General features: G+C 37.3%; 18 protein-coding genes and 4 tRNA genes. All 22 read right to left on the minus strand.

The genetic code is table 11. The annotated features are described in order from the left end of the window. Positions 1–45: 45 nt before the first annotated feature. The 22 genes from rpoB to IEW45_RS07680 all read right to left on the minus strand — a co-directional run bounded on the left by rpoB (position 46) and on the right by IEW45_RS07680 (position 22,754). Positions 46–3,858 (minus strand): DNA-directed RNA polymerase subunit beta, encoded by a 3,813-nt coding sequence (gene rpoB / locus IEW45_RS07575; RefSeq protein WP_188620627.1) that lies wholly within the window; start codon positions 3,856–3,858, stop codon positions 46–48. A 126-nt stretch (positions 3,859–3,984) separates the two neighbouring features. After that, positions 3,985–4,362 (minus strand): 50S ribosomal protein L7/L12, encoded by a 378-nt coding sequence (gene rplL, locus IEW45_RS07580; protein ID WP_188620628.1) that lies wholly within the window; start codon positions 4,360–4,362, stop codon positions 3,985–3,987. A gap of 61 nt (positions 4,363–4,423) precedes the next feature. Next, on the minus strand, positions 4,424–4,945 hold the full coding sequence (gene rplJ / locus IEW45_RS07585; protein WP_188620629.1) for a 50S ribosomal protein L10: 522 nt from the start codon (positions 4,943–4,945) through the stop codon (positions 4,424–4,426). Between the two features lie 22 nt (positions 4,946–4,967). Beyond that, entirely contained in the window at positions 4,968–5,657 is a 690-nt protein-coding gene (gene rplA, locus IEW45_RS07590; protein WP_188620630.1) for a 50S ribosomal protein L1, read from the minus strand. Between the two features lie 15 nt (positions 5,658–5,672). After that, positions 5,673–6,116 carry a 50S ribosomal protein L11 gene (rplK, locus tag IEW45_RS07595; RefSeq protein WP_188620631.1) on the minus strand — a complete coding sequence of 148 codons (444 nt, stop codon included), beginning with the start codon at positions 6,114–6,116 and terminating at the stop codon, positions 5,673–5,675. Positions 6,117–6,185: 69 nt separating this feature from the next. After that, entirely contained in the window at positions 6,186–6,737 is a 552-nt protein-coding gene (gene nusG / locus IEW45_RS07600) for a transcription termination/antitermination protein NusG (protein WP_188620632.1), read from the minus strand. 10 nt (positions 6,738–6,747) lie between these two features. Continuing rightward, positions 6,748–6,942: a preprotein translocase subunit SecE gene (gene secE / locus IEW45_RS07605; protein WP_188620633.1), complete on the minus strand. Its 195-nt coding sequence runs from the start codon at positions 6,940–6,942 to the stop codon at positions 6,748–6,750. 16 nt (positions 6,943–6,958) lie between these two features. Beyond that, positions 6,959–7,029 (minus strand) — tRNA-Trp (locus tag IEW45_RS07610). 54 nt (positions 7,030–7,083) lie between these two features. Next, complete coding sequence (gene tuf, locus IEW45_RS07615; RefSeq protein WP_188620634.1) at positions 7,084–8,271, minus strand: elongation factor Tu; 1,188 nt, start codon at positions 8,269–8,271, stop codon at positions 7,084–7,086. A gap of 55 nt (positions 8,272–8,326) precedes the next feature. After that, positions 8,327–8,398, minus strand: a tRNA-Thr gene (locus IEW45_RS07620). Between the two features lie 35 nt (positions 8,399–8,433). After that, positions 8,434–8,516 (minus strand) — tRNA-Tyr (locus IEW45_RS07625). Between the two features lie 38 nt (positions 8,517–8,554). Further along, a tRNA-Thr gene (locus tag IEW45_RS07630) sits at positions 8,555–8,628 on the minus strand. Between the two features lie 94 nt (positions 8,629–8,722). Further along, entirely contained in the window at positions 8,723–9,025 is a 303-nt protein-coding gene (gene hpf / locus IEW45_RS07635) for a ribosome hibernation-promoting factor, HPF/YfiA family (RefSeq protein ID WP_188620635.1), read from the minus strand. A 26-nt stretch (positions 9,026–9,051) separates the two neighbouring features. Beyond that, positions 9,052–9,954 (minus strand): tyrosine-type recombinase/integrase, encoded by a 903-nt coding sequence (locus IEW45_RS07640; protein WP_188620636.1) that lies wholly within the window; start codon positions 9,952–9,954, stop codon positions 9,052–9,054. Between the two features lie 73 nt (positions 9,955–10,027). Continuing rightward, on the minus strand, positions 10,028–10,222 hold the full coding sequence (gene rpsU / locus IEW45_RS07645; protein WP_188620772.1) for a 30S ribosomal protein S21: 195 nt from the start codon (positions 10,220–10,222) through the stop codon (positions 10,028–10,030). 69 nt (positions 10,223–10,291) lie between these two features. Continuing rightward, positions 10,292–11,659, minus strand: a complete 1,368-nt coding sequence (locus IEW45_RS07650; protein WP_188620637.1) for an alpha-amylase — start codon at positions 11,657–11,659, stop codon at positions 10,292–10,294. A 162-nt stretch (positions 11,660–11,821) separates the two neighbouring features. Next, positions 11,822–12,964: an acyl-CoA dehydrogenase family protein gene (locus IEW45_RS07655; RefSeq protein ID WP_188620638.1), complete on the minus strand. Its 1,143-nt coding sequence runs from the start codon at positions 12,962–12,964 to the stop codon at positions 11,822–11,824. 16 nt (positions 12,965–12,980) lie between these two features. Continuing rightward, positions 12,981–14,324, minus strand: coding sequence for a ComEA family DNA-binding protein (locus IEW45_RS07660; RefSeq protein ID WP_188620639.1), 1,344 nt, complete (start codon positions 14,322–14,324; stop codon positions 12,981–12,983). Between the two features lie 9 nt (positions 14,325–14,333). Further along, positions 14,334–14,561 carry a PspC domain-containing protein gene (locus IEW45_RS07665; protein WP_188620640.1) on the minus strand — a complete coding sequence of 76 codons (228 nt, stop codon included), beginning with the start codon at positions 14,559–14,561 and terminating at the stop codon, positions 14,334–14,336. Between the two features lie 57 nt (positions 14,562–14,618). Further along, positions 14,619–15,887, minus strand: coding sequence for a DUF2851 family protein (locus IEW45_RS07670; protein WP_188620641.1), 1,269 nt, complete (start codon positions 15,885–15,887; stop codon positions 14,619–14,621). A 111-nt stretch (positions 15,888–15,998) separates the two neighbouring features. Then, complete coding sequence (locus tag IEW45_RS07675) at positions 15,999–17,360, minus strand: pyridoxal-phosphate dependent enzyme (protein WP_188620642.1); 1,362 nt, start codon at positions 17,358–17,360, stop codon at positions 15,999–16,001. 171 nt (positions 17,361–17,531) lie between these two features. Beyond that, positions 17,532–22,754 (minus strand): T9SS type A sorting domain-containing protein, encoded by a 5,223-nt coding sequence (locus tag IEW45_RS07680; protein WP_188620643.1) that lies wholly within the window; start codon positions 22,752–22,754, stop codon positions 17,532–17,534. Between the last annotated feature and the right edge of the window lie 39 nt (positions 22,755–22,793).

Genomic DNA, 22,793 nt, shown 5'->3' on the forward strand with positions numbered 1-22,793 from the left:
TATAAAGAGGATTAGCACAATAAGCGCCAATCCTGTGTGGAAATTTTATTCTTCTAATCTGATGTCAAGGCCAAGACCTTTCAGTTCGTGCATTAACACGTTGAAAGATTCCGGAAGCCCTGGTTCCGGCATAGTTTCACCCTTAACGATAGACTCGTAAGTTTTAGCTCTACCAATAACGTCATCCGATTTAACGGTAAGTATCTCTCTAAGCGTGCTGGATGCACCATAAGCTTCAAGAGCCCAAACCTCCATCTCTCCGAAACGCTGACCACCAAATTGTGCTTTACCACCAAGAGGTTGCTGCGTAATAAGTGAGTAAGGACCAATAGAACGTGCGTGCATCTTATCATCTACCATGTGACCCAGTTTAAGCATATAAATTACACCTACTGTAGCCGCCTGGTGGAAACGTTCTCCTGTACCTCCATCATATAGGTAAGTATGCCCAAATCTTGGTATACCTGCCTCATCAGTTAATTCATTTATCTGGTCAAGTGAAGCACCATCAAAAATTGGGGTAGCAAATTTCTTCCCTAATTTAAGACCTGCCCAACCTAATACGGTTTCGTATATCTGACCGATGTTCATACGAGATGGTACCCCTAGTGGGTTAAGTACAATATCTACAGGAGTTCCATCCTCAAGGAACGGCATATCTTCCTGACGAACAATTTTTGCAACAATACCTTTATTACCGTGACGACCCGCCATTTTATCACCCACTCTCAGTTTACGTTTTTTAGCAATGTAAACTTTAGCAAGTTTTAATATTCCTGACGGAAGTTCATCTCCTACTGTAATAGTAAACTTCTCTCTTCTTAATGCTCCCTGAAGGTCGTTCAGCTTAATTTTATAGTTGTGGATAAGGTCGTTAACCATTGCATTGGTTTCGTCATCCGTTGTCCACTGTCCTTTCGTTAAGTGAGCGAAATCTTCAACTGCATAAAGCATTTTTTGAGTGAACTTCTTACCTTTTGGAAGTATTTCTTCACCAAGGTCGTTAAGTACACCCTGAGATGTTTTACCGTTTATAATAACAAATAACTTTTCAATAAGTCTGTCCTTAAGTTCATTAAACTTAACTTCAAACTCCATTTCAAGCTTCGCTAAATCATCTTTATCTTTAGTACGCTTGCGCTTATCTTTCACAGCACGAGCAAATAATTTTTTATCTAATACTACACCGCGTAATGATGGAGATGCTTTTAATGATGCATCTTTTACATCACCGGCTTTATCACCAAATATTGCACGAAGTAATTTTTCTTCCGGCGTTGGGTCAGATTCTCCTTTTGGAGTAATCTTACCAATTAGAATATCGCCGGGCTTAACCTCGGCACCTATTCTAATCATACCGTTCTCATCAAGATCTTTAGTAGCTTCCTCACTTACGTTTGGTATATCGTTAGTAAGTTCTTCGTTACCAAGTTTTGTATCTCTTACTTCAAGTGTATAATCATCAACGTGAATAGAAGTAAAGATATCATCTCTAACTACTTTTTCAGAAATTACAATCGCATCCTCAAAGTTATAACCTTTCCAAGGCATGAATGCCACTTGCAGGTTACGACCAAGAGCAAGTTCTCCGTTTTCAGTTGCATAACCCTCACAAAGCACTTGTCCTTTCTTAACTCTGTCACCTTTTCTTACAACAGGCTTAAGGTTAATACTTGTACCCTGGTTGGTTTTTCTGAACTTGATTAGTTGATATGTTTTATCATCATTGTCAAAGCTTACAGCTCTTTCACGATCAGTTCTGTCATATTTTATAGTAACCTTGTTCGCATCAACATACTCAACAACACCATCACCTTCAGCATTTATAAGTACTCTTGAATCTGAAGCTACCTGACGCTCAAGACCTGTACCTACAATTGGTGCATCAGGACGTAATAATGGTACTGCCTGGCGCATCATGTTCGATCCCATCAGTGCACGGTTCGCATCATCGTGTTCCAGGAATGGAATAAGTGATGCTGATATCGAAGCAATCTGGTTAGGTGCAACGTCTGTATAATGTACGTCGGTTGGTTCAACTACAGGGAAGTCACCTTCTTCACGAACAATAACTCTGTCTGAATCTATCTTTCCTTCACCATTCAGCTCAATGTTTGCTTGAGCAATCATCTTACCTTCTTCTTCCTCTGCACTTAAGTAAATAGGCTCAGATTTTAAATCTACTACACCTTCTGTTACCTTACGGTATGGTGTTTCGATGAAGCCCATATTATTTACTTTAGCGTAAACCCCAAGAGATGATATAAGACCAATGTTCGGACCTTCAGGTGTTTCGATAGGACATAAACGACCATAGTGTGTATAGTGAACGTCACGAACCTCGAAACCTGCTCTCTCTCTCGAAAGACCACCGGGACCTAATGCTGATAATCTTCTTTTGTGTGTTATCTCAGCAAGTGGATTGGTTTGATCCATAAACTGTGATAACTGGTTTGTACCAAAGAATGAGTTAATTACTGATGACAGGGTTTTTGCGTTAATCAGGTCAATTGGGGTAAATACCTCATTATCTCTAACATTCATACGCTCACGGATGGTTCTTGCCATACGTGCTAAACCTACACCAAACTGAGCTGATAATTGTTCACCTACTGTTCTTACACGACGGTTAGATAAGTGGTCAATATCATCAATTTCAGCTTTTGAGTTAATTAGCTCAATTAAATATTTTACAATGGTAATGATATCTTCTTTGGTAAGCACTTGCTTATCCATAGTAATATCAAGACCAAGTTTTTTATTCATTCTGTAACGTCCTACTTCGCCAAGGTTATAACGTTGGTCTGAAAAGAACAGTTTATCTATAATACCGCGAGCCGTTTCCTCATCTGGCGGTTCTGCATTACGAAGCTGACGGTAAATATGCTCTACTGCTTCTTTTTCAGAGTTAGTAGGGTCTTTTTGTAATGTATTATGGATAATGGCATAATCTGCCTGATTGTTATCTTCTTTATGAAGCAGTATTGTTTTTACATTAGCTTCAAGGATTTCCTCCACATTGTCTTTGTCAATTAATGTATCCCTGTCTAATATAATCTCATTACGCTCTATAGATACTACCTCTCCGGTATCTTCATCAACAAAGTCTTCGTGCCAAGTGTTAAGAACACGTGCAGCAAGTCTTCTGCCTATATATTTTTTTAGTCCTGTTTTAGAAACTTTTACCTCCTCAGCAAGGTCAAATATTTCAAGGATATCCTTATCCCTTTCAAAACCGATAGCCCTGAATAATGTTGTAACAGGAAGTTTCTTTTTCCTGTCAATATACGCATACATTACACTATTAATATCCGTGGCAAATTCTATCCAAGAACCTTTAAAAGGTATTACCCTGGCTGAGTATAATTTTGTCCCGTTTGCGTGGAAAGACTGACCGAAGAATACACCCGGAGATCTGTGAAGCTGAGATACAACTACACGTTCTGCACCATTGATAACAAAGGTACCACTAGGAGTCATGTATGGAATTGTTCCTAAATATACATCCTGTACAATTGTTTCAAAATCCTCATGTTCAGGGTCTGTACAGTATAGTTTTAGCCTTGCTTTAAGCGGTACACTATATGTAAGCCCCCTATCTATACACTCTTCAATTGTATAACGAGGCGGATCTACAAAATAATCTAGAAACTCCAGTACAAACTGATTTCTGGTATCAGTAATCGGAAAGTTTTCCATGAAGGTATTGTATAGACCTTCGTTGCCTCTCTCATCCGATTTTGTTTCAAGCTGGAAAAAATCCTTAAACGATTTTACTTGAATGTCAAGAAAGTCCGGATAATCAGGGATATTTTTTGTCGAGGCAAAATTTAATCTTTCAGTCTGATTTGTTATCATCAATGGACAAAATTTTGATTAAAATAATAATAAAGAAAACGTATAAAATATTATTATACGAAAAATGGTTTAGGCCTTTGAGAGTCTTCTCAAGGCCTAAACCTGTAATTTTTAACTATAAAAAGCTTATTTAAGCTCAACTACAGCTCCAGCTTCTTCTAGAGATTTTTTAAGACCTTCAGCCTCATCTTTAGATACACCTTCTTTGATGTTTGTTGGAGCTCCGTCTACTAAGTCTTTAGCTTCTTTAAGACCTACACCTGTAAGTTCTTTAACTGCTTTTACAACAGCTAGTTTAGAAGAACCAGCTTCTTTAAGAACAACTGTAAATTCAGTTTGCTCTTCAGCTGCACCGGCTTCTCCGCCAGCAGCAGGACCAGCCATAGCTACAGCAGCAGCTGCAGGCTCAATACCATATTCTTCTTTTAATATTTCAGCTAGTTCGTTAACTTCTTTAACTGTTAGGTTAACCAACTGCTCTGCGAATTGTTTCAAATCTGCCATTTTTCTATCGATTTAAATAGTTTGTAATATATAATTTATTAAGTGCGTACTCGCTTTGTTATTATCCTTCTCTCTCAGATAATGTTTTAATAAGACCTGCAATTTTACCACCACCAGACTTAAGTGCAGAAACAACGTTTTTAGCAGGAGATTGTAGTATAGTAACAATATCGCCAATAACTTCTTCCTTAGACTTGATGCTTGCAAGAGTTTCAAGTTGGTTATCACCAATGAAAACAGCCTCATCAATATAAGCTCCTTTTAATAGAGGCTTATCAGATTTTTTACGGAATTCTTTTATAACTTTTGCAGGAACATTACCTGTATCTGCAATCATAATAGAAGTGTTTCCTTTAAGAATAGATGGTAGCTCTCCGTAATTATTTTCAGAAGACTCCATTGCTTTGCTTAGCAAAGTATTCTTAACTACTTCTAACTTTACATTAGCTTTAAAACAAGCTCTTCTAAGGTTTGAAGTAGCTTCTGCATCAAGACCAGATATATCTGCTATGTATATAACATTAGTAGCGGCTAGTCGTGCAGTTAAATCTTCAATAACGTTAGATTTTTCTTCTCTTGTCATAATATATAATTTTAACTACCAATTATACCGCTTTAGGGTCTAAAGCAATAGCCGGACTCATGGTACTTGCCATATACATACTCTTTATGTAAGTACCTTTTGCAGCAGTTGGTTTTAATTTAATCAATGTTTGAATTATCTCATTTGCATTATCAGCAATTTTTTCAGCATCAAATGATACTTTACCGATTGCAGCATGAACGATACCGGTTTTATCAACTTTAAAGTCAATTTTACCAGCTTTAACTTCACCTACAGCTTTAGCTACATCCATAGTAACTGTACCTGTTTTAGGGTTTGGCATTAAACCACGAGGACCTAATATTCTACCTAAAGGACCTAGCTTACCCATAACGCTTGGCATAGTGATGATAACATCAACATCTGTCCAACCGTCTTTTATTTTCTGAAGATACTCATCAAGACCTACATAGTCAGCACCAGCAGCCTTAGCCTCTTCTTCTTTATCCGGAGTTACAAGAGCAAGAACTTTAACATCCTTACCTGTACCGTGAGGAAGTGTTACAACACCCCTTACCATTTGGTTCGCTTTTCTAGGATCTACACCCAAACGAACAGCGATATCTATAGACTCATCAAATTTTGCAGAAGCAACCTCTTTGATTAATGCAGAAGCATCTTTCAATGAGTATAACTTGTTCTTGTCAATTTTTGAAGCAGCCTCTTTTTGTTTTTTTGTCAATTTTGCCATTTCTACTTTGTCTTTTTACGATTCGAAAGGAGATGTCCCTGAAACTGTTATACCCATAGACCTTGCTGTACCGGCAACCATACTCATAGCACTTTCAATAGTGAAAGCGTTTAAGTCTGGCATTTTGTCTTCTGCAATAGTCTTGATTTGATCCCAAGTAACACTTGCTACTTTTTTACGGTTTGGTTCTCCTGAACCTGACTTTAGCTTGGCAGCTTCCAGCAACTGTACAGCAGCCGGAGGCGTTTTAATAACAAAATCAAAAGATTTGTCTGAATACACAGTAATTTGTACTGGTAATACTTTGCCGGCTTTATCTTGGGTTCTGGCATTAAATTGCTTACAGAACTCCATGATATTAACCCCAGCAGCCCCCAAAGCAGGTCCAACCGGTGGCGATGGATTCGCAGCACCTCCCTTAACTTGTAGTTTAACTACTTTACTAACTTCTTTAGCCATTTCTTTAAAAGATTTAGCACATCATCAATGGAAGCAAACGATGTGATTTATATATGTAACAAATAAATTTTAAACTTTTTCTACCTGCATAAAACTTAGCTCAAGTGGTGTTTTTCTTCCAAATATTTTCACCATTACTTCAAGCTTACGTTTTTCATCATTTACTTTCTCAACAGTACCGTTAAATCCGTTAAACGGACCATCTATAACTTTTACTGTTTCGCCAGCAGTATATGGTATAGCAACATTATCTGTTTTAACAGACAATTCATCTACTTTACCAAGCATCCTGTTCACTTCTGATTCACGAAGAGGTACAGGATCCCCTCCCTTAGTCTCACCAAGGAAACCAATTACACCAGAAACAGATTTTATAACGTGAGGAACTTCACCAGTTAAGTTAGCTTCAACCATTACATAGCCAGGAAAGTAAACCCTGTCTTTACTGATTTTTTTACCGTCACGAACTTGAACTACTTTTTCTGTAGGAACAAGTACCTGAGATAAATAATCAGACATACCAAGTCTACTTATTTCTGTTTCTATGTAATTTTTAACTTTATTTTCCTGACCGCTTACTGCTCTTACCACGTACCATTTTTTCACACTATTATCAGTCATTTCAATAAAATTATTTATTTAAGAAAGCATATACCTTTTCAATTATTACCTCAAACCCACGGTCTACACCGAAGGTAAGCAAAGCAAATATAATTGAAAATACAGCAACGATTATTGTTAAACGCTGCACCTCAGACCATTCTGGCCATGTAACATTATCTTTCAACTCTGTAAAAGCCTCCGATATATAACTAGTAACCTTCATTGTATTACCTTTTTTGCACGGGTGGAGGGATTCGAACCCCCATCAACGGTTTTGGAGACCGCTATTCTACCCTTGAACTACACCCGTTTATTAAAAGCCAGTAAAAAATACTGGCTTTTATATTTATATAAATCTATGAGATTAGTCTAAGATTTCAGTTACCTGACCTGCACCTACAGTTCTACCACCTTCACGGATAGCGAAACGTAGACCTACACTAAGTGCAACCGGGCTAAGTAATTCAACCTCAATAGTAAGGTTATCACCTGGCATTACCATCTCAACACCTGAAGGTAGAGAAATAGTACCTGTTACGTCAGTTGTACGTACGTAGAACTGAGGACGGTAGTTATTATGGAATGGAGTGTGACGTCCACCTTCTTCTTTCTTAAGGATATAAACCTCAGCTTTAAATTTAGCGTGTGGCTTAACTGAACCTGGCTTACAGATTACCATACCACGACGGATATCAGACTTATCGATACCACGAAGAAGTAGACCAACGTTATCTCCAGCTTCACCTCTGTCAAGTATTTTACGGAACATCTCAACACCAGTAATAGTAGATGTTAATTTCTCAGCACCCATACCAATGATATCAACAGCATCACCTGTGTTAGCAACACCTGTTTCTATACGACCTGTAGCAACAGTACCACGACCAGTAATAGTAAACACATCTTCTATCGGCATAAGGAAGTCTTTATCAACATCACGCTTAGGAAGTTCAATCCAGTTATCAACTGCTTCCATAAGCTCCATTACAGTGTCAACCCATTTTTGCTCTCCGTTAAGTGCACCTAGTGCAGAACCTTGAACAACAGGACCGTTATCACCGTCATACTGATAGAATGAAAGTAGATCTCTGATTTCCATTTCAACTAGCTCAAGAAGCTCAGCATCATCAACCATATCCACTTTGTTCATAAACACAACAATTCTAGGTACACCTACCTGACGACCTAAAAGTATGTGCTCACGAGTTTGTGGCATTGGTCCATCAGTAGCAGCAACAACAAGAATTGCACCATCCATCTGAGCAGCACCAGTTACCATGTTCTTAACGTAATCGGCGTGACCTGGACAGTCAACGTGTGCATAGTGACGGTTAGCAGTTGAATATTCTACGTGTGATGTATTAATTGTAATACCTCTTTCTTTCTCTTCAGGAGCGTTATCAATCTGATCAAATGATTTCACCTCAGAAAGACCAGCATCAGCTAATACTTTAGTAATAGCAGCAGTCAAAGTTGTTTTTCCGTGGTCAACGTGTCCAATAGTACCAATATTCAAGTGGGGTTTGGAACGATCAAAAGTTTCCTTTGCCATGATTTAATAATTTAATCTTAGTTATATAATTAGTGTTCAAATTTTACTAAACTTGAGCCAATGACGGGATTTGAACCCGTGACCTCTTCCTTACCAAGGAAGCACTCTACCCCTGAGCTACACCGGCAATGCCATTTAGCTTTTCTTTTTCTTAAAGATTTGTGGGGAGAGCAGGATTCGAACCTGCGAAGGTGAAAACCAGCAGATTTACAGTCTGCCCTCGTTGGCCGCTTGAGTATCTCCCCAAACCTTTAAAATATTCTGTTACTGTCAAAAAACCTTGAGCCGATGGAGGGACTCGAACCCACGACCTGCTGATTACAAATCAGCTGCTCTAGCCAGCTGAGCTACACCGGCAACTAGAATATAAAAAAAGCCCGCTATTTCTAACGGACTGCAAATGTATAGATTTTATTTTTTAATCAAAACATTTTTTATAAAATTTTTATCATTATGCTTTAGCTCTTATCTTCTGTTTTCTTTTAACTAATAAACGCTCCATAGATTCCGCAGCCAAGTCCACTGCTTCTTCAAATGTTTTACATTGCTTTTTTACAATAAATTCATTGCCCGGCACATTTACCTTAACTTCCGCTATTTTGTTCTCTTTACCATTGGTATTATCAACTTTAAAAAAAACATCAGAATTTACAACTTTATCATAATACTTTTCCAGCTTATCTAATCTTGCCTGAACAAAACCAACTAACTTTCTGTCAGCACTAAAGTTGACTGCATGAACATTTACTTTCATAATCATAAATCGTTTATAGTTAAACATTATGAATTATTACGGTTTCGAGGGTGCGCCTTCCCATACACTTTTTTAAGTTCAGCCAAACTGCTGTGTGTATAAACTTGTGTAGATGCTAAACTCGCGTGCCCTAATAATTCTTTTACTGAGTTTAAATCTGCCCCGTTGTTAAGAAGATGCGTTGCGAAAGTATGCCTAAGCACATGCGGACTCTTTTTAACCTTCCCGGAGACAACACTAAAGTAACAATTTATTAACCTATAAACAAAAGATTCGCTTAATTTATTTCCCTTATTATTGAGCAGTAAAATAGCCGAATCATTCACCTCATTAAGCGTATTGCGTTTTAGCAAATAATTATGCAGCAACTCCATAGTACAGCCCAAAACAGGCAAAATACGTTCTTTATTTCTCTTCCCTAATACACGAAGGGTGTTAGTCGATTTATCAAAACTATTAAGTTTTAAATTAATAAGTTCTGCACGCCTTATACCGGTAGTATAAAACAACTCTATTATCAATCTGTTTCGAACGCCTTCAAAATCATCAGGATAGTCATTTTTTTCAATAACATCTTTAAGTTCTTTTTCTGAGAAAGGAACTTGCACCTTTTTTTCTGTTTTAAGGGCTTTATGTCGCTGTAAGGGATTGGACTTTATTTGTTTTGAACGAAGTAAAAATTTATAAAATGATTTTAATGACGCTACTTTCCTGTTTACTGATGTATTAGAAATTCCGCTTTCTACCAATTCTACAATCCAACTACGTATTTGACTGTATACAACCTCTTCCAGAACAGCACCTTCATCATCTTTTTGTATAAACACCTCAAAAGCAGTGACATCATCCGTATAGGCGCGCAGCGTTAACGGAGAATAATTTTTCTCTTTAATTAAATAATCCGCAAAAGCCTGTTTACTGTCTACCATAAAAAAACCGTTAACAGCAAAATTACTATTTTACTGCTAACGGTTTATACTATTTAGTATCGAAAATTATCGACTAGTTTTCTTCAGCGTCTCTTAATCCTTGGATATAAGCTGCTTTTTGTATTTGAGCTCTTCTAACAACTGAAGGTTTAGTGAACTGCTGACGGCTTCTTAGCTGACGCACTACACCTGTTCTGTCAAATTTTCTCTTATAGCGTTTTAACGCTCTATCTATATTTTCTCCGTCTTTAATAGGTATAATTAACATACATAACACCTCCTCTCGTTAAGGGTGCAAATGTAATCAATCCTATTTACATGGCAAGCAATTATTTAATTATTTTACTGACCATACCGTGTACCCATGTGGAGGTGCCTGTATTTTTACCCAGCTATCGCCTTGCGTGGTAGGTTCCCAACCGGAGTGCCCTGTATAATCTTTAATTACAGTGTTAGACCAGTTAGTGTCTACCCAGCGTTCTTGCCAAGAATCACTATTATTAATATAAACTACTAAACCCGGGCTTCCGTTTCGCCTTGCTACATACTCATCATTATCTGCATAAAGATAGGATGTTCCTCCTGATGCTAAATTGTTATGTACCCATATCAGGTTATTTAATTTACTTTTATCTAACCAGTCCTCGTAATCTCTGTAAAAAAGACAAGGGTACCCTTCATGAGTAAGTATAAAAGCGTATGCTAATAATTTATTACTGTATATTTCATCCGTATCATGGTTAGCCACAAAGGTAACTGCTCTGTATGAATTACGTTTAAGCAGCATATCGCCGTTAAGGTAAGTAAGGTCATTATTAGCAAATGCATCTCGCATTCTGTAATAACAGGCAAAATCAAAAGCACTAGCTTCCGCCTGTTCAGTCCACCAGTCTAGTGTGGCTGCATTACCATCCCAGTACTCCCCTACTGTAAATCCTCCTACTGCATTTTTAAAGTTTTTAACCACCCACGGCTCAAAACCTTTTACATAATCAAATCGCCAACCATCAAAGCCCATTACATTTTTATAGTACTTGGCTATAGAGTTACTGTTGTTATACAACCAGTTCTGTACATATACCTTGTCATGGCACAAATCAGGATATCCGCCAAAAGCTCCTGCATCCGAACTATGTACATCATTAGGATGAAAATCATGGTAAGAACGGGCAAACATACCTGATGCGGGCTGGAAATCAGTATAAGTATATCCTCCCGTATAGGGGTTGTATTCAGAAGCACCTCCACTACAATGGTTAACAACAATATCTGCTATTACGCTTATATTGTTACTGTGTGCAGTACTTATTAATGATTGAATTTCACTTAGCGATCCAAAACGGGTTTCGGTATTCCCCATTTGGTTATAGCTGCCAAAATCAAAATAGTCAAAGGGGTCATACCCCATAGAGTAGCCTCCTCCTGCTGCCTTAGTAGCCGGCGGCAGCCAAATAGCATCTATCCCTGCACTTGACCATGACGGTATTTTTGATGAAACCGTATTCCACCACACTCCGTTACCGGGAACATCCCAATAGAAAGCCTGCATCATTACTTTACTTCCTACTGATTTAGTAACAACCTGATTCTCCTGATTTTGAAGTTCATTTGCAGACTGTTGATTTTCTTCCTGAAGTTCATTTGCTTCTTCACTACAACTACACAATAACAATGCAGAAATAGCCATGGTAATTATTCGATTCATAATTATTAGTTTTGGATTCAAAGAAAAATACAAAATAATAACACATAAATTATCGAATCCACATAACACGGTAAACTATAACGTTATAGTGTTAACAACTTTGAAATAAAAAGAGCGACTTGTTAAGTCGCTCTTTTCTAATAATTTATTTTTCGAATAGCTTTATTCCTTCAATAAATTTCTTGATATAACCAATTTTTGTATTTCTGTAGTACCTTCACCTATTGTACATAGTTTAGAGTCTCTGTAAAACTTCTCTACAGGGTAATCTTTAGTATAACCATAACCGCCGTGTATTTGTACTGCTTCGTTAGAAACACTAACACACACTTCTGATGAATACATTTTACCCATAGCTCCCGCTACTGTAACAGGCTTATTGTTATTTTTAAGGTAAGCCGCTTTATGTAAAAGCAGTTCTGACGCTTCAATTTCGGTAGCCATATCAGCAAGCTTAAATCCTATTCCCTGGAAACTACCAATTGGTTGCCCAAACTGGTGTCTTTCTTTAGAGTATTGTAAAGCTGCTTCATAAGCTCCTTTTGCTATACCTAGTGATAATGCACCTATTGATATTCTACCGCCATCAAGTATTTTCATTGCCTGAATAAAACCTTCTCCAACTTCTCCAAGTCGGTTAGCATCCGGCACACGGCAGTTATCAAAAATAAGTTCGGCAGTTTCGCTGGCGCGCATACCTAATTTATCTTCTTTTTTACCGCTGGTAAAACCTTCCATTCCTTTTTCAAAAACAAATGCTGTCATACCACGAGAATCTCCTTTTTCTCCTGTGCGTACTATAACTACTGCTATATCTCCTGATTTAGCATGCGTAATAAAATTTTTAGCACCGTTTATAACCCAGTGGTCTCCATCTTTAACAGCAGTGGTATTCATACCTCCCGCATCAGACCCTGTATTGTGCTCAGTAAGTCCCCAAGCACCTATATGTTCGGCAGTCGCAAGTTTAGGTATCCACTTTTTCTTTTGTTCCTCATTACCAAAAGTAAGAATATGGTTAGTACAAAGTGAATTATGTGCTGCTACTGACAGCCCTATTGATGGATCTACTTTAGATATTTCTTCTATTACAGTAATATATTCGTGGTAGCCTAATCCTGAACCTCCTAATTCTTCCGGAACAAGAACTCCCATAAAGCCCATTTCTCCCAGTTTTTTAAATAAGTCTACAGGAAAGTGTTGTGCTTCATCCCATTCTTTTACATAAGGGCGAATGTGTTGCTCTGCAAAATCTCTGATTGACTGTGCAATCATTGACTGTGTTTCGTTATATTCGAAATTCATTTTTTGATTGTATTTTTTAGAATTCCAAATATAATGCAATTATTTTTAATTTTTCAACAGAAAATCTATTAATTTCTATTAATTCCTCAACATTCTTAATCTTTCCTGATTGTTCTCTTTTAGTAACAATTGCTTCGGCTAAGTGTTTATCAAAATAAGGAAAATCTATTAATGTATTTAATGAAGCTGTATTAATATTTACCTTCTTCACTTTTGGGTTTTCTTTTACCTCAAACATTTCATGCAACTCCTTTTTTGCTCTTGGAGAGAATTCTTCAAATTCATCCAGTTGCTCCATATTTACATAAGCGCCCAGTTTTTTCTTCTTATCTAAAATCCTTTCAGAAAATACAGGACCTATACCATAAACAACTTTTAGTTCCTCTTGAGTGGCAGTATTAATATCTAAGCGTTTACCTGCTTTAACTGATTTCATTACTTTATTTTTTGCGACTACCCAATCAGGAAATTTAAAGTATGGTGATATGGCATTGAGTAAACTATCGGACACCTTAGTGACTTTCTGGAAATCTTCGGGACTGTTTACATACTTTCCTGTTCCCCTGAATTTTCGAATACGGTTTAACTCTGCTTTTGAAAGCCCTATTAGCTTCGCTTTATAATCACTTATATAATTAGGGTTAAAAGGGTATATCTCAACTTTTTTGTTTTTAGCACCTTTGCCGTACTTTTCTACCACCCAATCGGGGAACTTAAAGTAAGGCGATATCGCTGCCAGTCTACTATCGGATATTTTAGTTACGCGCTGGAAGTCTTCCGGTGTGTTTATATACTTTTTTGTTTTTCTGAATTCACGAAGTCGCTTTAACTCCGTTTTAGATAACCCTATAAGCTCTGCTTTATAGTCACTTATATAATTAGGATTGAAAGGGTATATTTTAGCTTTCTTACTCCTTTTATTCCCATACTTTTTATTAACCCAGTCAGGGAATTTAAAATAAGGCGATATCGCAGCCAGTAAACTATCAGATACCTTGGTAACTTTTTGGAAGTCCTGAGGAGTATTTATATACTTATTCGTTTCTCTGAATTTATGCAGACGGTTTATTTCCTCGGGAGTCATACCCAACACATACCCTTTATAGTCGGTTATGTAGTTGGGGTTAAACGGATAAATTTTATATTGCTTACTTTTTGACTTTTCTACTTTAATGGAATCAATTACTTCCTGAAGCGCCAACCACTCTTTTTCTTCTTGTGGCGAGGATGCTATTTTACCTCCCTGCTGTGAGGTTACTACAAAATAAGCAACTTGGATAAGTATAATAAGGATAAATAGGGAAAGTATGCCTTTACGCTGGGTTTTAGTATACCGATAGAAAGTGTAAGGCAGTTTCATAGCTTTTAACTACAGGTCGAATACCGATGTTCGTTTGGTATAAACCATATCTTTTAGCTTTAGCCAAAATGCGAGTGTTAAGTACACCCCAAACCAAAGTCCTACCGTAACAAAGGAGATATAAATAAAAAACAAACGTACATTAGTAGCTCGCATACCCAACCTGTCCGCTAAGCGGGCTGATACGTGAAAACCGTTCCTTTCAAAAAAGTGGCGTATTTTAGTTACTAATGACATTTTTTTATTTTGAGTTTCAAATTTAATAATTACCGATATAATAGCAGTTAAAAAATATTACTTTTTAAGTACTTCTATACCAATAGCACATTGCATACATTTATGATGATTACAATATTCGTTTTTTAATTGCAGTAATGACTGGGTATCATAAGCCGAATCAACAGGCATTTTAAATTGCCTGAATTTATCAATTATGGTGTTCTTCTCAGGCTGTATGTTCCTTATTAATTGCAAAAGTTCCTCCCCTACTTCAGTGCCCGTGCTTTTAGCATAAGCAAACCGTAAGGGAATGACTGTATTTATGATAAGTAAATCTATAAACGATTTTGTAAGCTTTTTTCGTTTCTTGTTACTCTCCTTATCAAACTTGTAATGTGTTTCCCAATACGGAGAGGTTGCTGTTTGCAGCAAATCGTAAATAGCTTCTACAGACTTACTCTGCACAAGTTTATTAAACAGGTTTTGATGTGTATGGTATAATTGTGCTAATTGTGAAAGCCGAATAGTAGGAAAGTTATCCGGTCTGTGGCGGAAAAACTCAGGAGGTGCTATATAAACAGACTTTATAGTATGCTTTACAGCCATATATGCATATCTGTGTTGCAGGTCTTTCGCATATACATCTTCATACTCCCTATTTAGGAAACCCGCTCTGCCCATTAATAAGGCTTCAAGGTTTTCTGCTTCAAATGCTTCTTTACGTACTACAGTAAAAGGTAATGACCTTGCTATTTCAAAAAACGATTCACCATTGTTTTTTAAGCCGAAATTCTTAGCCAGAAAACGAAACAATACCGCTTCCCAGTCATTATTAGTTTCCTTAGCTAACTCTAGCATTGGTATTGCTTTTCGCTCTAACCTTTCAAAAAACAAACGCTCTTTCCAGTTTTCTAACACAAAACTGTTAAGGTCTTTAAGTTCGTTCTCGCAATTAATCCAAGTTTTGGCAGCAGTCAATGCAGTATAGCTTTTCAGCAAATTAGCCTCAACAAATTTTTTGAGTTCCAAAACTGGAATTTCAGCTTGGTCTTTGCGTAGTACTTCGGTGTCGTATTCCCAAACTACATGCAATATTACATTATCATAGGCTCTGTCCTGCTCATGACCATGTAAATACCAGTCAGATGATTTTACATGAATCTCCACATTACCCGCCCATTTTTGCTCCCCGATAAGAATTCGTGCATTAAAGAAATCAGGACCTGACTGTTGCAGTCGCTGCCCACTATTTAGTATTTGCAGCTTTTCGCCTTGTGTAGTAGTTAAGTCTAAAGTTGTAAACTTTTTAAACTGCCAGATGTAGTACAGAAAGTCTTCTTTCATTTTTAGTTGGAATTGGAGCTAAAATAAAAAAATTGACTAACGCTAATGTTACCTATTTATCACCATTTAAAATGAAAGCATAAAAAAACCGGCATAAAGCCGGTTTCTTATTTATTTGATAGCACCTATAATATCGTGCTTTGTTATTATATGATGTTTGCCGTCGCCTAAGTCAACCAATACTGCCTGATTGTCTTTATCAATCAGTTTTGATACTTCTTCTAAAGAAGTATTTGCATTTACTAGTGGGTAAGGTGCTCCCATAAAATCCTTTATAGGCTTATCGGCAATATCTTTATCTTCCATATAAGCATGGAAAAGTACTGTTTCATTAACCGAACCTACAAAGCCAGTAGTATCTGCAACAGGTATTTGTGATATTTTATGTTTACGCATACGCTCTATAGCATGCGAAACCAATTCTTCAGTACGAGCCATTACTAATGGTCTATCAGCATGATTCTTAATAAGGTCTCCTGCTTTGGTAATTTCTTCATCAAGGAAACCACGCTCACGCATCCAGTCATCATTAAACATTTTACCCACATAACGGCTACCGCTATCGTGGAAAAGCACTACTACTACATCGCCAGGTTTAAATTCATCTTTTAACTGTAACAAACCTTTTACTGCTGCTCCTGCTGAGTTACCAACAAATATACCTTCTTCCAGTGCCAGTTTACGGGTATATACCGCAGCATCTTTATCCGTTACTTTTGTAAAGCCATCAATTAAACTGAAATCAACGTTTTTGGGTAAAATATCTTCACCTATACCTTCGGTGATGTAGGAGTACACTTCGTTTTCATCGAATATACCTGTTTCATGATATTTTTTAAATACAGAACCATAGGTATCTATACCCCAAACTTTCACATTAGGGTTCTTTTCTTTAAGGTATTTAGACACTCCTGAAATTGTACCTCCTGTACCAACACCTACAACAAAGTGGGTTATTTTACCTTCTGTTTGTTCCCAAATTTCAGGTCCTGTTTGTTCGTAATGTGCTATCGCATTCGATGGGTTATCATACTGGTTAACATACCATGCATTTGGTGTTTCTTCCGCCAGTCTTTTAGATACTGAATAATAAGAACGTGGATCTGTAGGTTCTACATCTGTAGGGCATACTACAACTTCAGCACCAACCGCTCTTAGTATATCTATTTTTTCTTTGGATTGTTTATCTGATATTACACATATTAGCTTGTATCCTTTTACTATCGCACCAAGTGCCAAGCCCATACCTGTATTTCCTGATGTACCTTCTATTATTGTACCGCCCGGTTTTAGTCTCCCATCGGCTTCGGCATCTTCAATCATTTTGACTGCCATTCTATCCTTTACAGAGTTACCCGGATTGAAGGTTTCTACTTTTGCCAAAACCATTGCATCGATACTCTCAGCTATTTTATTAAGTTGTACTAAAGGGGTGTTACCAATAGTTTCAAGTATATTTTTAGCGTATTTCATTCTGTTACTTTTATTGTTTTATAAAAACGGTACAAAGATATTGGTTATAAGTTAAAAAAACAGTTAACATTCCATATCCTGATAATTTATATTAAGCAAAACAACTGATTTGCTTTATAATCAATAAAAAAGGCTGCCTTTGGCAGCCTTTTAAAATATACTTACTTAGAATTAGTTCTTAAGTATTTTAACTACTTTGCTTGCATTAGCTGTGCTAACGTTTACAAAATAGCTTCCTGCTGAAAGTTGAGAAAGGTCTAATTCAACAGTGTTTGACTGGAAGCCGTTAGTGTATACTTCCTGGCCAAGCATATTAAATATTGTTACTTTCTTAATTTCTTCCTGAGCTGATAGTGTAAATACATCAGTTACAGGGTTAGGGTAATAAGTAAAGTTATTTTTACCAAATACATCTGTATTAGCAACTTGGTTAACAGTTACTGCTAGAGCTTCACTGGTACACTCACCTATAGTTTGTGTTACATAGTAAGTAGCTTCATCAGTTAATACTGTAGTAGCGTCAATTTCTGTAGTTAATTCAGCATCCGAATACCAAGTCAGGTTGTCACCTGTTACTTCAAGGTCTGCTAATGTTTGCCCTTCGGTAAAGTCTTGAACTGCATCACCTGTAGGCGCTGTAATACCTTCACAAGGGTCTATTACTGTTACTGTAATAGCTAGTGCATCACTCACACAATCTTCAAATGTTTGTACTACATAGTATGTAGTTCCGTCAACTGCTGCTGTTGTAGCATCTATTTCTGTAGTCAATTCAGCATCTGAATACCATGTGTAATCAGCTCCTGCCATACCAGTCACAACTATAGCTTCAAGTGTGTCACCTAAAGTTAATTCCTGAGTTGCTTCTGCTGTTGGTGCAGTTACACCTTCACAAGGGTCTGTTACCGTTACTGTAATAGCTAGTGCATCACTCACACAGTCTTCAAATGTTTGTACTACATAGTAAGTAGTTCCGTCAACTGCTTCTGTTGTAACATCAATTTCTGTAGTTAATTCAGCATCTGAATACCATGTATAGTCAGCTCCTGCCATACCCGTCACAACTATAGCTTCAAGTGTATCTCCTAAAGTTAATTCCTGAGTTGCTTCTGCTGTTGGTGCAGTCACACCTTCACAAGGGTCTGTTACTGTTACTGTAATAGCTAGTGCATCACTCACACAGTCTTCAAATGTTTGTACTACATAGTATGTAGTTCCGTCAACTGCTACTGTTGTAGCATCAATTTCTGTAGTTAATTCAACATCTGAATACCATGTATAATCAGCTCCATCCATACCAGTCACAACTATAGCTTCAAGTGTGTCTCCTAAAGTTAATTCCTGAGTTGCTTCTGCTGTTGGTGCAGTCACACCTTCACAAGGGTCTGTTACTGTTACTGTAATAGCTAGTGCTTCACTTACACATGCTACTTCAGTTTGTGTTACATAATAAGTAGTTCCGTCAACCGCTACTGTTGTAGCATCAATTTCTGTAGTTAATTCAGCATCTGAATACCATGTCAGGTTATCACCGTCAACATCTAAATCTTCTAATGTATCACCAAGAGTTAACTCCTGAGCTGCATCTCCTGCCGGTGCTGCTACGTCACATGGTTCTGCGTAAGCAGCGATATCAAACTGACCTGTAGTTCCATTATAACCCCAAGTTCTTACATATAATATTGTACCCGGTTCTAGTCCTGATAATTCTAATAAAGAGAAATTTCCATCTCCATCATCACTATCACACTCAATAAGCGATAAATCACCACAAGTACCTGTATATGCAGAAAGACCTGTATCTGTAATTTCAGAATTATCGTTACTTCTTGTTTCAAGGCTTATCTCACCTGTAGGAGGTACAGTAACGGTAAACCATATATCTGCTCCTTGTGCTGCAAAACCTGTAGCATCACAGCTTGGTAAAGGGTCACTGTCATCATGACTTCCGCCTTCATTAGTAGTTGCAACTGCTGCTGTTTCAAAATCAAGTCCTACTGTTAACTCTATTGCATCAGCACACATATCATTTGCCGGTGGTGGCGGTAGTGTACCTATACAAATATTAAAGTTTTGTCTTGACGTATCAGAATAACTGTATACTCTTACATAGTATGTTTCTCCGACTGTTAAATCTTCAACTTCTGCTGAATTTAGATCTGAACATACTAGGTTTTCCATAGTTCCGCATGTACCGCTTAATACTTGGAAATACATATCTGTACTCGAACCATCAACTGCATCTACATCTGAAATAGTAATTTGGTGCCTTGTATCTTGAGCTACGAAAGAATACCAAACATCATCATTTGGTGTACCGCTACACTCTCCTGCCTCCATAGATTCTGTAGCACTTAATGTAGTCCCGGCAGTGACATTGTCACAAGAAAGATCTGTATTTACTGTAAGTGCAGTAGCATTTTCGCATTCATCATTTGCAGGCGGCGGCGGTGTCGTACCTATACAAATATTAAAGTTTTGTCTTGACGTATCAGAATAACTGTATACTCTTACATAGTATGTTTCTCCGACTGTTAACCCTGTTACATCATTACTGTTAAAGTCTGAACATACAATGCTTTCCATAGTTCCACACGCCCCACTTAATACCTGAAAATACATATCTGTACTCCAACCTTCCACTGCATCTACATCTGTAATACTAACTCTGTGTTGTGTATTTTCAGCCACAAAATAAAACCACACATCATCATTCGGTGTCCCATTACATTCTCCTGCCTCCATAGATTCTGTAGCACTTACCGTAGTACCGGCAGTAACATTGCCACAAGAAAAGTCCGGGTTTACCGTAAGTGCAGTAGCACCATCACACTCATCATTTGCAGGTGGCGGTGGTGGCGTACCTATACAAATATTAAAGTTTTGGCGTGATGTTGAACCATAACTATAAACTCTTACATAATAGGTTTCTCCTGTTGTTAAACCTATTACATCATTACTATTTGGGTCTGAACATAGTATGCTTTCTAAGTTATCACATTCTCCACCCAGTACCTCGAAGTACATATCTGTACTTGATCCTTCAATAGCTTCAACATCAGAAAGTGTAACTATATGTGCTGAACCTGTTGCTACGAAAGAATACCATACATCGTCATTTGGTGTGCCTGAACAAGAATCTGGTGCAGGTGATTGTAAAGCATTTTGCGTTGAACCTGCTGTTACATTTGTACATTCTTCATCAGGATTTACTATAAGTGCAACTGCTCCTGTACACTCATCATTTGCAGGTGGTGCAGGTGGTGTTGTTACACATATATTAAAGTTTTGGCTTGATGTATCGGAATAGCTGTATACTCTTACATAATATGTTTCGCCTACTGTTAAGTTGCCAAATGAAGTGACATCAATATTAGAACATAATACACTCTCTAAATTATTGCATGTACCGCCTAATATTTGCATATACATATTAGAGCTTGTTCCTAAAACAGCTTCAACATCAGAAAGTGTTACTGTATGGAATTCACTTGTTGCAACAAACGAATACCAAACATCATCATTTGACTCTCCCTCACATGGCTCTGCTTCCATTGATTGTGTTGCTCCTAAAGTAGTTCCTTCGGTAGTATCAGTACAATCTTCATTAGCACTTACTGTAAGTACAACTGCATTTTCACATTCGTCATTAGCAGGAGCTTCAGGAAGAGTACCAACACATATATTAAAGTTTTGTCTTGAAGTTGATGAATAGCTATATACTCTTATATAGTATGTTTCGCCTACTGTTAAATTACTAACTATTACACTATTAGGATCGGAACATTTTATACTTTCCATATCACCACATGTACCACTTAATACTTGAAAATACATATCACTACTCCAACCATTAACTATAGTTACATCAGTGATACTAACTAAATGAGAGGTTTTAGTAGCTGTAAAGCTAAACCATACATCGTCATTTGGTGTGCCATTACATTCTCCTGATTCCATAGATTCTGTGGCACTTACTGTAGTGCCGGCAGTAACATTGTCACAAGAAAGGTCGTTATTTATTGCAAGAGCTATTGCACCTTCACAATCATCGTTTGCTGGTGGTGGAGGGAATGTTCCTACACATATATTAAAATTTTGTCTTGAAGAACTGTAGTAGCTATAAACTCTTACATAGTACGTTTCGCCTACTGTTAGGTCTTCTATTTCATCAGATTCAGGATCTGAGCATAATAGGCTTTCTTTACTTTCGCAGTTTCCGCTAAATATTTGGAAATACATGTCCGTATCAGAACCTTCAATAGCTTCAACATCTGTTATTGATATTCTGTGTGTTGTTTGTTCTGCAACGAAAGTAAACCAAACATCATCATCAGGACTTCCATAACAAGGACCCGATCCTTCTGACTGTGTCGCGTTTACCGTAGTAGCGGCAGTTACATTACCACATGAAAAATCCGGATTTACCGTAAGTGCAATTGCACCGTTACACTCATCATTTACAGGTGGGGCTGGTGGTGTCGTTACACAAATATTAAAGTCTTGCATTGAAGTTGAAGAATAACTATATACTCTTACATAGTATGTTTCTCCGGCTGCTAAACCTGTAGCTATATTTGTATTTGGGTCTGAACAAATTATGCTTGACATATCTCCACAAGTACTTGAAAGCACTTGAAAATACATATCAACCGATGAACCAATTACACTTTCAACATCCGATAAAGTTATAGTATGTACTACACTAGTAGCTGTAAAACTAAACCATACATCATCATTAGGGTTTCCACTGCAAGGATCTGCTTCCATCGATTGGGTAGCTCCTACGGTAGTTCCTGCAGTTGTACTTACACAATCTTCACCAGGACTTGGTGTTAGGACAACAGCATTAGTACAATCATCATTTGCAGGACCTTCGGGTATAGTATTCAAACAAATATCAAATGTTTGTCTTGAACTTGTTCCATAACTATATACTCTTACATAGTATGTTTCTCCTGCTGTAAGACCTGATATTATTCTTGAATTAGGGTCTGAACAGAAAAGACTAGTCATATCACCACAAGTACCGGATAATACTTGGATATACATATCTGTTGAAGAGCCGGATACTGCTACAATATTAGAGATTGTAACTTGGTGGTTTGGTCCTTGTGCAACAAACGAAAACCAAACATCGTCATTGGGAGTTCCTAAGCATGAATCAGCATTTACTGTTGATTCAGTTGCTTCTGCATTAGTTGCAGAAGTTACAACTCCGCATAATAAATCATTATTCACTGTGAGTGCAATAGCTCCTTCGCAGTCATCATTTGCGGGAGCCTGAGCTAATACAGGAAATGATAAAAAGAAAAACAAGGCTAAAATAAAATAAGATGACAATTTTGTCTGTCTTATCCTATTGTAACCACAGCAATAGGTACTTTTTTTCATAAATTATTAAATAGAGGTTATTATTTTTCATAAAAGTAA

It is taken from the genome of Flavobacterium suaedae (assembly GCF_014642915.1).
Classification (GTDB): domain Bacteria; phylum Bacteroidota; class Bacteroidia; order Flavobacteriales; family Flavobacteriaceae; genus Flavobacterium; species Flavobacterium suaedae.